This window comes from Crystallibacter degradans, from assembly GCF_012952295.1.
Lineage (GTDB): Bacteria > Actinomycetota > Actinomycetes > Actinomycetales > Micrococcaceae > Crystallibacter > Crystallibacter degradans.
This window is the reverse complement of sequence record NZ_JABBCH010000009.1, coordinates 106281-120517: the sequence shown is the minus strand read 5'-3', so window position 1 is coordinate 120517 and position 14237 is coordinate 106281. Positions and strand designations below refer to the sequence as shown.

General features: G+C 66.1%; 10 protein-coding genes. 6 read left to right on the top strand and 4 right to left on the bottom strand.

Annotation, left to right across the window (positions count from 1 at the left end):
* The first annotated feature begins 93 nt into the window (after positions 1-93).
* Complete coding sequence (locus HGO92_RS14955; protein ID WP_169996174.1) at positions 94-1614, top strand: CYTH and CHAD domain-containing protein; 1521 nt, start codon at positions 94-96, stop codon at positions 1612-1614.
* Positions 1611-2345 carry a glutamine amidotransferase gene (locus HGO92_RS14950; protein WP_169996172.1) on the top strand — a complete coding sequence of 245 codons (735 nt, stop codon included), beginning with the start codon at positions 1611-1613 and terminating at the stop codon, positions 2343-2345. The genes HGO92_RS14955 and HGO92_RS14950 overlap by 4 nt, the downstream gene beginning before the upstream one ends.
* Before the next feature lie 66 nt (positions 2346-2411).
* Here HGO92_RS14950 and smc read toward each other — a convergent pair whose 3' ends face one another.
* Positions 2412-6050, bottom strand: coding sequence for a chromosome segregation protein SMC (gene smc, locus HGO92_RS14945; protein ID WP_205834523.1), 3639 nt, complete (start codon positions 6048-6050; stop codon positions 2412-2414).
* 248 nt (positions 6051-6298) lie between these two features.
* Here smc and HGO92_RS14940 point away from each other — a divergent pair, with 248 nt between their 5' ends.
* Genes HGO92_RS14940 through HGO92_RS14925 form a run of 4 tightly spaced genes read left to right on the top strand, consistent with a single transcriptional unit; the run spans position 6299 to position 11887 of the window.
* Positions 6299-7324 carry a 3-oxoacyl-ACP synthase III gene (locus tag HGO92_RS14940; RefSeq protein WP_205834522.1) on the top strand — a complete coding sequence of 342 codons (1026 nt, stop codon included), beginning with the start codon at positions 6299-6301 and terminating at the stop codon, positions 7322-7324.
* Positions 7318-10017, top strand: coding sequence for an alpha/beta fold hydrolase (locus tag HGO92_RS14935; RefSeq protein WP_169996170.1), 2700 nt, complete (start codon positions 7318-7320; stop codon positions 10015-10017). The genes HGO92_RS14940 and HGO92_RS14935 overlap by 7 nt, the downstream gene beginning before the upstream one ends.
* The gene (locus tag HGO92_RS14930) at positions 10014-11048 is read left to right on the top strand and encodes an NAD-dependent epimerase/dehydratase family protein (RefSeq protein WP_169996168.1); all 1035 of its coding nucleotides are present in this window, start codon (positions 10014-10016) and stop codon (positions 11046-11048) included. The genes HGO92_RS14935 and HGO92_RS14930 overlap by 4 nt, the downstream gene beginning before the upstream one ends.
* Before the next feature lie 23 nt (positions 11049-11071).
* On the top strand, positions 11072-11887 hold the full coding sequence (locus HGO92_RS14925; RefSeq protein ID WP_205834521.1) for a serine hydrolase domain-containing protein: 816 nt from the start codon (positions 11072-11074) through the stop codon (positions 11885-11887).
* A gap of 74 nt (positions 11888-11961) precedes the next feature.
* Here HGO92_RS14925 and fmdA read toward each other — a convergent pair whose 3' ends face one another.
* From fmdA to HGO92_RS14910, 3 genes are read right to left on the bottom strand one after another with little or no spacing between them, the layout of a single operon-like run.
* On the bottom strand, positions 11962-13218 hold the full coding sequence (fmdA, locus tag HGO92_RS14920) for a formamidase (RefSeq protein WP_169996166.1): 1257 nt from the start codon (positions 13216-13218) through the stop codon (positions 11962-11964).
* Positions 13219-13257: 39 nt separating this feature from the next.
* Positions 13258-13542 carry an FmdB family zinc ribbon protein gene (locus HGO92_RS14915; protein ID WP_169996164.1) on the bottom strand — a complete coding sequence of 95 codons (285 nt, stop codon included), beginning with the start codon at positions 13540-13542 and terminating at the stop codon, positions 13258-13260.
* Positions 13539-14180: an AmiS/UreI family transporter gene (locus tag HGO92_RS14910; protein WP_169996162.1), complete on the bottom strand. Its 642-nt coding sequence runs from the start codon at positions 14178-14180 to the stop codon at positions 13539-13541. The genes HGO92_RS14915 and HGO92_RS14910 overlap by 4 nt, the downstream gene beginning before the upstream one ends.
* Between the last annotated feature and the right edge of the window lie 57 nt (positions 14181-14237).

Here is a 14237-nt window from a genome sequence, read left to right as displayed (position 1 = left end):
GGGCTTATCATGGCGTCACCTCCCCCGCCGCGCTGGGCCGGTGTCCGTACCGTGCTCCGAGGCGGATTCCAGGGCGAAAGCGAAAGGCCGGAAATGGCCAGTGATTCTGGGGACGCGGCAAAGCCTGGACGCGCCTACGACGTCGAGGAGTTGGCGCCGCTGCCCGCGCTGCATACCTTGCCCGGCGTGAGCCGTGTGGAACAAGGCGCGGAAGCCGAGTTCGAGGCGGTGTACTTCGATAGCGAGGATCTCGTGCTGGCCGCACGGGGCATCACGCTTGAACGTCGCACCGGCGCTCAAGCCGGTTGGCAACTGGAGCAGCCAACTAACGACGGCGAGCGCCGGGTCAGCTCTTCACCTCCCGTCCGCGGCACAGACGGAGTGCCGAAGATCCTATTGCAGTTGGTGCGTGTGCATGTGCGGGACAAGCCGTTGGTTCCCGTTGCCCGGGTCCAGACCAGACGGGTTTTGCACCGGCTCCGGGGTTCCGGGGATGAGGTGCTGGCCGACATGCTGGATGACCATCTGCGGTCCGAGCAGATGGAAAGTCCCTCCGGGGGCAGCCGGTGGCGGGAATGGTCGATTGAACTGGTCGAGGGCAATCAGGACTTCTTGGACGCTTGTGACGCCCTGTGCGCCGGCTCCGGTGCGCAACCCGGATCCCGCAATTCCACACTGCGGTCGGAATTGTCGCGACATTCGCGCCAGTCGGAGCCGGTTGTGCCATGTCCGAAGCGGAAAGGTGAGGCGGCCGCCGTCGTACTCTTCTTTCTGCATCAGCATGTCCGCAGCCTGAAGGAACAGGATCCGCTGGTGCGGTCGGGTGAGCCTGAGGCGATACACAAAATGCGCGTGGCTTCCCGGCGGCTGCGCTCGTCCCTGGCCACTTACCGCAAACTGCTGGCTGGCGATACAGCCGGTGAGCTGCGGGGCGAGCTGAAGTGGCTCGCGGGCCTGCTGGGCGAGGCCCGCGACGCCCAGGTAATGCAGGACCGGCTCCGGGACATACTTGCCGGGGAGCCCGCGGAACTGGTGCTGGGGCCCGTTTCCCGCAGGATCGATGAGCAGCTCGGCGCCGACCTGAAGGCAGCGCAGGCCAAGACATTGCGGGCGCTCGATACGAAACGGTACTTCCGCCTCCTCGATGCGCTGGATTGGTTACTTTCCGATTCCCCGCTGACGGAACTGGCCTCGGAGCTTGCGCGCGAAGTGATCGGCAGGCACGTTAAGCGGGAGGCCAAACGGCTGCGCAGGGCCGTGACGGCTGCGGAGCAGCCTCCCGGCGGCGCCACCGATGCACGCGCCCTGCACGAGGTCCGCATCCGTGCTAAGCGGCTGCGGTATGCAGCGGAAGCTGCGGTCCCGGTGGGCGGGAAACGCGCCCAGCGGCTCGCCGAGGCGGCGCAACGGGTGCAACAATCGCTCGGCGTGCACCAGGACACCGTCCTGACGCGCGAGCTGCTGCGCCGATTGGGCGCCGGGTCCGTCCTACAGAATGAAAACGGCTTCAGCTACGGGCGCCTGCACGCGCTGGAGCAGTTTGCGGCCGAAAATGCGGAGGCAACCTTCCGCCGTGAATGGGAAGGGTTCCCTTCCACTAGCATCAAGCCATGAAGCCGTTCCTGCTCCTGGCTACCCGGGCCCAAGACAAAGCAGCCGACGAAGAGTATGCGGCGTTCATGCGCTTCGGCGGCCTAGTGGACGGGGAACTGCACCGGGTCCGGCTGGAGGCCGCCCCACTGCCGGACATTGATCTTGATTCCTACAGCGGGATCATCCTGGGCGGCAGTCCGTTCAACTCCAGTGATGCGCCCGCGGACAAATCGGCGGTGCAGCACCGGGTAGAACGCGAACTCGGACGCCTGCTCGATCAGGTCATCGCCACGGATTTTCCGTTTTTCGGTGCCTGCTACGGCGTCGGCACGTTGGGCCTGCACCAGGGCGGCGTGGTCGACAGGACCCATGGCGAGCCGATCGGCGAAGTGGAGATAGTCCTGACCGATGATGGCAGAAAGGATCCGTTGCTGGCAGGGGTGCCGGACCGGTTCCGGGCCTTTGTGGGACACAAGGAAGCGTGTTCGACGCTGCCGGCTGGTGCCGTGCGGTTGGCCGGATCGGCTACCTGCCCGATCCAGATGTTCCGGCTGAAATCGAACCTGTATGCCACACAGTTCCACCCCGAACTCGACATCGACGGGCTGCTGACCCGGATCTCCATCTACCGTTTTGCCGGGTATTTCCCGCCGGCCGAGGCTGCGAGGGTGATGGAAAGTGTCCGCGGAAGCGTGGTCACCGAGCCCCAGCACGTGCTGCGCAATTTCGTGCGCCGATATCGGCGGGACTAGCGATACCGGCTGGACCGGCTCGGGCCACCAGTCCGCCGTGCCGCCGGGCCACCTTGCCGCCGCGCGTCAGGCCTCTGCCGGGGCAAGGCGCTGGGATATGACGGTGGAGACGCCGTCCCCCCGCATGGTCACGCCGTAGAGTGCGTCGGCGACTTCCATAGTGCGCTTCTGGTGGGTGATGACGATGAGTTGGCTGGACTCGCGCAGTTCCTCGAAAATGGTGATCAGCCGCCCCAAGTTCGTGTCATCCAAGGCCGCCTCTACCTCATCCATCACGTAAAAGGGCGATGGCCGCGCCTTGAAGATCGCCACCAGCAGGGCCACGGCGGTCAAGGAGCGCTCCCCGCCGGAGAGCAGCGAGAGGCGCTTGATTTTCTTGCCGGCAGGGCGTGCCTCGACTTCGATACCCGTGGTGAGCATGTCGTCCGGGTCCGTCAGCACCAGCCGTCCTTCGCCACCGGGGAACAACCGGCCGAAGACGCGTTCGAACTGCGCCGCCGTGTCGTGGTAGGCCTCCGTGAAGACGCGTTCCACCCGCTCATCGACCTCCTTGATGATGTCCAGCAGGTCCTTGCGTGTGGCCTTGAGGTCTTCCAGCTGGCCGCTGAGATACTGGTGGCGTTCCTCCAGCGCCGCAAACTCTTCCAGTGCCAGCGGGTTCACCTTGCCCAGGGAGGACAGGTCCCGTTGGGCCTTCTTCAGCCGCTTCTCCTGCTCCGCACGGACAAACGGCACTCCCTCGATCACGGGGTTGCCGTCTTCGTCCACCTCCTCACGCAGGGCTGCCCACTTATCGTTCGATGCCGCCGTGGCCACCGGAACCGGCTGGTCCGGCCCGTATTCAGCCACTAGATGGTCCGGAGTCAGCCCCAGCTCGTCAATCGCCTTTGTCTCAAGAGCCTCAATGCGCAGCCGCTGCTGGGCTCGGGCCATCTCATCGCGGTGCACGGAATCCGTCAGCTCCCGCAACTCGTTGGCGAGCGCGTCGGTCGAGGTGCGGATGGTGGCCAGTTCGCGCTCCCACGCTGCCCGGACCTCCTCGGCAGCATCACGTTCACGTTCGGCCAAGTCAACCGACACGTCCAGCCAGGCCAGCACCTGCTTGACGCCGCGTGCGACGGCGGCGGCTTTGGCCGCCTGCACCTGGCGCTTGCGTGCCCGCTCGGCCGCCTGTGCCCGGGCGTGCCGTTCCGTTGCCGCTGCCCGTTCCAATGATGCGGCGCGGTTGCCGATAGCGTTCAACTGCTCCTCGCCCGAGCGCAGGGCCAGTCTGGCTTCCATCTCGCTCTGGCGTGCCCTGGTGGCGGCGGCTGCGAGCGCATCGCGTTGTTCGGTTGAGGGCTCGGCTTCTGCAGGAGCTTCCTGGGCGGCGCCGAGACGCTGGGTGATCTCCGCCAGTTTCTGCTGCTCGGTGGCAACGTTGGCTTCGGCAGCTTCAACCAGCCTGGCGATCCGCTCGCTCTCCCCCACGGCTGAGCGCAACGTCGAGCCAAGATGGCCCAGCCGCTCAGCCACAGCCGCCAGCCGTGCGTCCGATTCGTTCAGTTGTTCCAGCGCCGCCTCTGCCCGGGCGCCGGTTTCTGCACGGCGTGCCGTCGCGGCTGCGATCGCAAACTTGGCCCGTTCTGCCCTGGCCGTGGCGTGTGCCAACCGTTGGGCGGTTTCCTCCACCGCAGCCTGCACTTCCAGCAGGCTCGGCCGGCCGGCCGATCCGCCACGGGCACTATAGGCGCTAAAGACCTCGCCGTCCCTGGTCACCGCGGTCAGGTCCGGGCGGGCGGAAACAGCTTCTGCTGCCTCGGAAAGATCCTCAACAACGACGACGGCAGCCAGCAAGGCGCGTACGGCTGCGGCTTCTTCCTTCAACGTGACCAGGGCGAGGGCAGGGACCGCGCCACCGGGCAGGGCCAGGTCCCCTGCGGCCTGATCCGCCGCGGCTAGGTCCCCCTCGGACTGATCCGCCGGGGCCTGATTCGTTGGGGCAAGGCCAGCCGTCCGGGCGAAGACAAGCTCAATCCGGCCGGAGTCCTCGCTCTTCATCAGCTCCAGCGCCTGCACCCCGGCATCCCGGCCCGCCACGACTACCGCTTCGGCGCTGCTGCCCAGGGCCGCGGCTATCGCGGGCTCGTAGCCGGGTTCCACTGTGATCAGCTCTGCCAGCGGCCCCAGGACTCCCTCTGAACCGGAGGCCAGCAGAGCCTCGCTGCCGTCCCGGCGGTCGAGGCCTACTTCCAGTGCTTCCTTTCGCGCCGACAGGGCATCGCGCTCACGTTCGGCTTCGCGTTCCTCCGCAACGAGGGATTCGAGTTCTTCCTCGATCGCGTCCAGTTCCTGCGACGCCTGCTCGTATTCGGCGTCGAGGCCCTCTTCGCCTTCTTCCACTCCGGCGACCTGGGATTCCAGGGCGCTGAACTCGGCCTGCGCCTTGCGGCGGCGTTCCTCGCCCTCACCGATCGAGGCACGCAGGCGACCCAGCTCAGCTTCCGCTGCCTCCACCCGCGAGCGGGCCGCCGCCACCTGTCCGGCGAGTTTGGCGAGACCTTCCCTGCGGTCTGCGGCCGCCCGGAGGATGGCGGTCAGGCGTTGGTCTTCGGCGGCGGCACTGGCTTCAGCTTCGGCGCGGGCCTGGACTGCGTCCTCCAGGGCTTCCCTGCGGTCCTCCAACTCGAACTCAAGCTCCGCCTGTTCTTCGCGCACCTGTGCGGCCTGCTGTTCCAGCTGGTCCGGATCACGTCCGGTTTCCGGTTCCGCATCCGCATTGCCGAGCAGCCGCCGTCGTTCATTGGCCAGGTTGCCCAGTGATCTGAACCGTTCACGGGCGGAAGAAAGCTGGTACCAGGCATCCCGGGCGGCGTTCAGCCTCGGTGTAGCCTCTGCCGCCAGCCGTTCCAGTTCCGCGAGCCGCCGCCGTCCGGCCTCCAGCGTTCGTTCCACCTCGGCCTGCCTGGCTTTCATCGCAGCTTCATCCGCCACTTCCTGCGCCAGGGCAGCGGTCAGCTGGACCAAGTCATCTGCGAGCAGGCGCGCCCGCGCATCCCGGACCTCGAACTGCACCTGCTGGGCACGGCGGGCCACCTCGGCCTGTTTGCCCAACGGGGTCAACTGCCGGCGGAGCTCGCCGGTGAGATCGGTCAGGCGGGCGAGATTGGCCTGCATCGACTCAAGCTTCCGGACCGTCTTTTCCTTGCGCCGCCGGTGCTTGAGGATTCCCGCGGCTTCCTCGACGAACCCCCGGCGGTCATCCGGAGTGGCGTGCAGGATACGGTCCAGCTGGCCCTGGCCCACAATCACATGCATCTCGCGGCCGAGGCCGGAATCGCTGAGCAGTTCCTGGATGTCCAGCAGGCGGCAGTTGCTGCCGTTGATGGCATATTCGGAGCCGCCGGTACGGAAAAGCGTGCGCGAAATGGTGACTTCCGCGTATTCGATGGGTAAGGCGCCGTCGGCGTTATCGATGGTCAAGGAGACCTGGGCGCGGCCCAGCGGCGAACGGCCAGAAGTGCCTGCGAAGATGACGTCTTCCATCTTGCCGCCGCGCAAGGTCTTGGCACCTTGTTCGCCCATGACCCAGGCCAGGGCGTCGACGACGTTGGACTTGCCGGACCCGTTGGGACCGACGACGGCCGTGACACCGGGCTCGAAATCGAAGGTCGTGGCAGACGCAAAAGACTTGAAGCCGCGCACAGTCAGAGATTTCAGATGCAAATTGTGTCTCCCGCAGCACTTTTTCCTTGAAACAATCTATCGTGTTTCCTATGCAGATCGCGGCACAAAGGGGCGCTAGTGTGCGCAACCAGGCCTGCCGGGTCTGCTGTGGAGGAGCGGTTAATCACATATGCATGCCGGACGGTGCATGTGCGGGAACGGCCGCATTAGGTGCATAGTTAAGGTTTCGGGGTGCATCACAGGCGCGGACCGGTGCCGCGGACAGAAACACGAATAAAGGCTGGATATTGATCGGTAACGCGACGTTTCGACATGACAACACGGCACTGCTGGCCGTCACGAGTGTGGAGGCGCCGGTAGTCGTCAGTTCCGCGGAGTTCGACGAGCGCCTGGCCCCCAGCCTCAAGCGTCTGCGCCTTTCCAAGCGTCTGCTCGAGCGTGTCGCCGGAGTGTCCGAACGCCGCTGGTGGTCGCCGGGCACAAGTTTCGACGACGCCGCCATCGAAGCCGGTGCCAAAGCCATGGCCGAGGCAGGCATCGAGCCCGACGAAATCGGCCTGCTGATCAATACGTCGGTGACCCGCAAGAACCTTGAGCCTTCCGTGGCGGTGAAGATCCACCACAGCCTCGGTTTGCCGTCGTCGGCCATTAACTTCGACCTGGCCAATGCCTGCCTCGGGTTCGTCAACGGGATCACCCTGGCGGCCAACATGATTGACTCCGGCCAGATCAAATACGCGCTCATCGTCGCCGGGGAAGATGCGCAGCAGACCCAGGAAACCACCTTCAAACGGCTGAACGACCCGGACTCCTCCCGGGAGGACTACCTGCGCGAATTCGCCACGCTGACGCTGGGCTCCGGCGCGGCCGCTGCCGTAATCGGCCCGGCGGACCTGCACCCGGGCTCGCACCGGATCATCGGCGGCGTTTCCCGCGCCGGAACCGAACACCACGGACTGTGCGTAGGCGGGCAGGACGGCATGTTCACCGATACCAAGGGGCTACTGGAGGGCGGGCTGGAACTGGTGGTCACGGCGTGGCACGAAGCGCATGACAACGGCTGGAACTGGCGGTCCATGGACCGCTACGTCACCCACCAGGTCTCCAATTCCTACACCAACGCCATCATCAAGGCCGTCAACCTCGTGAAGGACAGAGTGCCGATCACCTTCCCGAAATGGGGCAACGTGGGTCCGGCATCGCTGCCGATGACCCTGGCCCAGGAAGCGCAGAGCCTCAACGCCGGCGACCGTGTGCTGTGCATGGGCGTGGGCTCCGGATTGAACACGGCCATGATGGAGATTGCGTGGTAACTGAGCTGTGGCCAGGTGTCCTGGCTGTCTGGTCCCGCCACGTCAACGTACCTTCGACGGCGGCAGCGGACCCGGACGGCAGCACGCACACCTGGCATCTGCTCGACAACGGCCCCCAGCTGGAAGAACGCGGGATCACGCCCGCCGGCACGTTGCTCTGCGTGCACGGCAATCCCACCTGGTCCTACCTCTGGCGCAGCCTGCTGGCGGCAGCAACCGAGGCAGAGCAGCCCTGGCGGGTGGTCGCCGTCGACCAGCTGGACATGGGCTTCTCCGCCCGCACCGGTAGGTTCCGCCGGCTGGAGGACCGCATCACTGATCTGGGCGACCTGACCCGGGAGCTGAACCTGACGGGGCCGGTCGTCACCGTCGGCCACGACTGGGGCGGCCTGGTCTCCCTCGGCTGGGCCACGCGCCACCGGCAGCAGCTCGCCGCCGTCGTACTAACGAACACCGCCGTTCATCCGGCCGGCTACTCCGTTCCCGCCCCGCTGCAGCTCGCGCTGCACCCGGCCGTGCACAGCTGGGGAACGACGACGTCGGCCGCTTTCCTCCGCGTGACACATGCGTTGGCGCATCCCCCGCTCGCCAAGGACGTCCGCGAAGCCTTCATGGCACCGTACCGCAGCGCCGGACGCAGGTCAGGGGTGGGCAACTTCGTCGCCGACATCCCCGCGGACCAGGCTGCCCCCAGCTGGGGCACGCTCACCGAGGTAGCCGACGGCATCCGTTCCCTGGACGTTCCGGCCCTGGTCCTGTGGGGGCCGAAGGATCCGATCTTCTCCGACCGTTACCTGCGCGATCTGCTGCAGCGACTGCCGCAGGCCGACGTGCACCGTTTCGAGGGTGCCGGCCATCTGCTCCCCGAAGACGCAGACATCGCCACGCCCATCTTCGGCTGGCTGGACCGGTTGAAGCCCGGCGTGGACCTCGGTAGCGGCGAAAGCGCACCGGCCCATGCAATGGCAGATGCCAGTGCTCCGGAAACCGGCTCAACTGAAGCCACACCGACGGTGACCGCAGTAGGCACGGGCTCGTTCCGCCCCATGTTGGCCGAACTGGCCGAGCGGGCCGGGGACAGTTCGCCCGCCGTGGTGGACATGGCCCCGCTCGACGCCGAGCCGGGAACCGGCCCGCGGACGTTGTCATGGGCCGAACTTGCCGCCGTTGTGGACCGCCTGGCGGCAGGCATGTCGTCCATCGGTGTCAAGGCCGGAGACCGGGTCAACCTGCTGGTGCCGCCCGGCATCGAATTGACGAGCCTGATCTACGCGTGCCTGAAGCTCGGCGCCGTAATCGTGGTGGCCGACGCCGGCCTGGGCGCCACCGGCCTGAGCCGTGCCATCAAGGGCGCCGGCCCGAAGTTCATCATCGGAATCGAACGCGCCTTCGTCGCCGCCCGGCTCTTCCAATGGCCCGGGGTGAAGATCAGTGCGACGGCCATGAGCGCACCCAAACGCGCACTGTACGGCGTCAGCCACACGGTGGAGGACCTGCTGCAGTCAATCCCGGACACACCCGGTACCGCAGCAGTCACAACGGATCCGGATCCGGACGCGGATACCGCTATCCTGTTCACCTCCGGCTCCACCGGACCGGCGAAGGGCGTGGTCTACACGCACCGGCAGTTGGCCGCCATGCGGGACACCCTGAAGGATACGTACAAGCTGCAGGCCGGCACCGCGCTGGTTGCCGGTTTCGCCCCCTTCGCCTTGCTGGGGCCCGCCTTGGGGGCAACCTCGGTCACCCCCGACATGGATGTCACAGCGCCCAAGACCCTGACCGCGGCGGCACTGGCCGAAGCCGCGGCAGCAGTACAAGCGACCGCCGTTTTCGCGTCCCCGGCGGCGCTGAACAACGTTGTGGCTACCGCCGCCGAGCTGTCCGGCAGGCAACGCGGCGCTTTGGGAGAGATTGAACTGCTCCTCTCTGCCGGCGCGCCGATCCCGGAACCGCTGCTGGCCAAAGTCCAGCGGCTGGTCCCCAACGCATCCCTGCACACGCCGTACGGGATGACCGAGGCCTTGCCCGTCACCGACATCAGCCTCGAGGAAATCCGGGCAGCTGGTAAGGGTAACGGCGTGTGCGTCGGCACTCCCGTCGCCGGCGCCAAGGTTGCCTTCACCGCCCTGAACCCGGATGGCAGCAGCACCGATGACCCCATCACCCGGCCCGGTGTCACCGGCGAGATCCTGGTCAGTGCTCCACACGTGAAGGACCGCTATGACCGGTTGTGGATCACCGAATCGCGCAGCAGATCCGTCCCCGGCTGGCACCGCACCGGCGACGTGGGGCATCTCGACGACGCCGGACGCCTCTGGGTTGAGGGACGGCTGGCACACGTCCTGACCACCGCCCAGGGCGTCAAGACGCCCGTGGCCGCCGAGCAGGCAGCCGAATCGGTCCCCCAGGTGGCGCGGGCGGCCGTGGTCGGCGTCGGCCCCGCTGGTGCCCAGGTTCCGGTCGCCGTCGTCGAAACGCAGCCGAAGGCACGGAAGCCGGCGCCGGCCGCTTGGAAGCTCAGTGCCAAGGTGCGCGAGACGGTAGCGGCAGAGACAGGTCTGGATCTTGCCTCCGTCCTGCAGGTGCCCGAATTGCCTACCGATATCCGGCACAATTCCAAGATCGACCGGGCGGCATTGGCACAGTGGGCAGCGAAGGCGCTGGCCGGAGGACGGATGGGCCAGCCATGAGCACCGGAACGGCCCAAGGCCGGAATATCCTGGTCACTGGCGCCAGCGGCATGCTTGGTGGCGCCGTCGCACGGCTGCTGGTGGAGCAAGGCCACCGCGTGCGCACCTTCCAGCGGCGCCCTGCGGCCTTGGCCCAAGATGGGGCACCGGCAGAAACGGTTCAAGGATCGCTGACCGACGAGTTGGCTGTGGCCCGCGCAGTTGCGGGTGTTGACGCCGTCGTGCATTTGGCTGCAAAGGTTTCCTTTACCGGCGAATGGAGCGACTTTGTCGCCACCAATATCGACGGTACCCGGGGTCTGCTCAAGGCCGCCCGTGGTGCCGGCGTGCGGGACTTTGTATTCGTCTCTTCGCCGTCGGTCGCCCATTTCGGAACGGCCATTGCCGGCGCCGGCGCGGGCACTGCGGATCCCGAACGTGCACACGGAAACTATGCCAGGTCCAAGGCCGCCGCAGAGCTGCTCGCCTTGGCGGAAGACTCCCCCGGTTTCCGGGTGGCCGCCGTGCGCCCGCACGTCGTCTGGGGCCCCGGGGACACCCAGCTGGTGGAGCGGGTCGTGGCGCGGGCACGGGCGGGGCGGCTGCCCCTGCTGGACCATGGCACAGCGCTGATCGACAGCACCTACATCGACAACGCCGCCGCCGCCATTGCCCGGACACTGGAACGGATGGACCACGCCCACGGGCAGGCGCTGGTGGTCACCAACGGCCAGCCGCGGCCGGTAGGCGAACTGCTGGCCGGCATCTGCGCGGCTGCCGGCGTGAGGCCTCCTGCCTGGAATGTGCCGGGCTGGCTGGCCCGGGGTGCCGGCAGTGTGATCGAGCGCGCCTGGACCGCAGCCGGTAAACGCGGCCTGGTCCGCGACGAACCGCCAATGACAAGGTTCCTGGCCGAACAGCTCTCCACCGCGCACTGGTTCGACCAACGCCGCACGCGCGAGGTGCTGGACTGGTCCCCTGCGGTCAGCATCGAAGAGGGCTTGGACCGGCTCGCGGAGCACTACCTCGGCCGGTCCGGCCGTCGCGCTTAACCACCACCCGTAGGAGAATCAGTATGCAGAGCCTGAAACATATCGCCGACTGGCCGGTCCCGAATGCGTCGACCGCCGTGATCGGAAAGGACGGCGGCCTCCTGGGCTCCCACGGAGACCAGGACCGCCATTACGCGTTGGCCTCCGTCACCAAACTGCTCAGTGCCTATGCCGTGTTGCTGGCGGTGGAAGAGGGCGCCTTGGAACTGGACCAGCCCGCAGGTCCGGAGGGTTCGACCGTCCGGCATCTGCTGGCGCACAGCGGCGGTTACGACTTCGGCGACCGCTCCGTGCGCTATACCCCCGGCGAACGCCGGCTGTACTCCAATGCCGGATTCGAGGTCCTCGGCGAAACCGTGGAACACGCAACCGGAATGGCCTTCGCCGACTACCTGCGCGACGGTGTCCTGCTGCCCCTGGGCATGCAGCGGACCTCACTGGCGGGCTCCCCCGCCGCCGGAGCTACCTCAACCGTCGCCGATTTGTCGCGCTTCGCAGCAGAGCTTCAGCAACCGCGGCTGCTGGATCCGTCCACGCTGTCCGAAGCCACCTCGGTGGTTTTCCCCGGGCTGGCGGGCGTGCTGCCCGGCTTCGGGCGCCAGAAGGACAATGACTGGGGTCTGGGCTTCGAAATCCGCAACGGCAAGCAGCCGCACTGGACCGGCGGGAACAGTTCACCGCGTACTTTCGGCCATTTCGGCCAGTCCGGGACGTTCCTCTGGGTGGATCCGGAAGCCGGCGCCGCCTGTGTCACGCTGACGGACCGTGACTTCGGCCCCTGGGCGGCCGAGGCCTGGCCGGCTTTCACCGATGCGGCGCTGGCCGAGCTGGCCACCTGAGCCAAGCTTGCCGGCAGTGCAATGCCGCGGACGCCTGCCTCTAGCGACGTCCGCGGCACCGCTGTAGTCTCTGCTCAGCCTGCAGAAGCCTTGGGGGCGCCGATGCCGGGGTCTATCTGGAACGGTCCGTTCGCCGATGGCCGCACATCGAAGTCAAAGATCGACGTCGGCAGATACACCGTCGAGCAAGAGTTCGGGATGTCGACCACCCCGGACAGCCGGCCCTCGATCGGTGCGGCGCCCAGCAGCAGGTAGGCCTGCTCGGGGCTGTAGCCGAACTTGGTCAGGTAGTCGATGGCGTGGAGGCAGGCGCGCTGGTAGGACAGGTGCGAGTCCAGATAGTGCTGCTTGCCATCCAAGGTGACCGAGGTTCCAGAGAAGGCAAGCCACTCGCTGAACTGCGGGTCCACGGTGCCGGGCATGAAGATAGCGTTCTCGCTGACGCCGTAGGTGTCCATCCCGCCCTTGATCACTTCGAAGCGCAGGTCGATGAACCCGCCCATCTCGATGGCCCCGCAGAAGGTGATCTCGCCGTCGCCTTGGGAGAAATGCAGATCCCCGAGCGAGAAGTTGGCACCATCAACGAACACCGGATAGAAGATCCGCGACCCCTTGGTCAGATTCTTGATGTCCTGGTTTCCGCCGTTCTCGCGTGGCGGCGCTGTGCGGGCGGCTTCCCCTGCCACACGGTCGAAATCCGAGTCCGGTACACCACCGAGAAGTGCGTGCTGCGGCTCCGGCGGCAGTGCCAGCGGCGGCACCCGATCCGGATCCGTCGCGATCAGGTCGCCTTCGCGCTTGTTCCACTTGGCCAGCAGCTCTGCCGAGGGAGCGGTACCCATCAGTCCCGGGTGGATGATGCCGTTGAATGACACACCCGGCACGTGGCGTGAGGTCGCTTTCTGCCCGGTGAAGTCCCAGACGGCCTTGTAGGCATCGGGGAACTGCTCCGTGAGGAAACCGCCGCCGTTGGTCTTCGCAAAAATGCCGGTGTAGCCCCAGCCCTGGCCGGCCAGCGGCCCGGAGTCCTCCTGCGGAATCGGTCCGACATCCAGTATGTCGACGACGAGCAGGTCCCCCGGCTGGGCTCCTTCGATGGCGAACGGCCCGCTGAGTTTGTGTACCGTTAGCAGCGGGGCATTGAGGATGTCTTCCGCAGAGTCGTCATTGACGATGGCACCGTCGAACCATTCACGGCAGTCGATCCGGACGGACACGCCCTGCTTTACGGTCGCAACGGGCGGGATCTCCGGGTGGTAGCGGTTGTGTCCGACTTTTTCCTGGTCTTCGAATTTCTTGCTCGAGTCGAGCGGGAAAATGACTTCTGGCATTATTCTCTACTCCTCTTATGTTTCTGCTGCCCTGTCGGATCAGGGCCGCGGAAGCTTCTGGTGCAGCGGATTGTGCGTATAACGTTGCTTGGGCGCCTTCTTGCCGGGCAACCCGGAGACTACGTCCGGCTCGTGAGCGCTCCTCGCCGTGCTGTCCAGCAGTTTGTAAGCGCTGGTCCCGGCGATGGAGAGTCTCGGCGCGCTGAAGACCCTGCGGGCCTCCCGTCCGCAGCCAGGACATTCGGTGTTCTGCGGTGCCTGCCCCATCGCGAAATTCAACTCGACTGCAGCGCACTGGCCGCAGCGGTATTCGTAAAGGGTCATGAAGCCGCTCCCTGCGCTGTAGCCGGGCCTACTTCATCCCGATTAGTCCGATCTCGTGGTCGCCCTAGGAATAGCGAGGCTGCGAAGGATGCGGCGAAAACCAGACCTCCCACCCATGCAGTAGTGGCCGTGGAGACGAAGCTGCCGCTGAGCAACAGCAGCGCCGGGATGGTGCAGGTCAACCAGCCGCAGAAGATGGCAAACCACCCGGTGGCGGCGGTGATCGAGTCCTTGCCCAGTGCCATGAGGAGGAAGAACATGAACCACAGCACGGCCCACGTGATCCAGATGACGCCGAACAGACGATCCGATAACAGTGTGAAGCTGAGGACGCCGATGACTACGGCGACCACGGCTACGAACAGGCTGAACCAGCCCAGTCCTTCTGCACTGATGCCTGTCAACTGCAGGATGCCTACGTAGAGGTAGGTAAAGCCGAACAGGAACAGACCGGCTGCCGCAAACGTGGCGGCCAGTTCACCTTGCGCCTGGGACAGCAGGACCAGAGGCACCACGGTTTGCAGGGCACCGACGAAAAGATTGAGGATTGCGGCCGATTTTCCGGGAATCCGGCCAAGCAGCATCAGCCCGTTGATGAAAAGAACTGCGCCTACGTATAACAGTCCGGCACTAGCCATATTTGCCTCATCGCAAAGGAAGTGGAACTACGAACAGGTATGGGCCGAACCTAACAA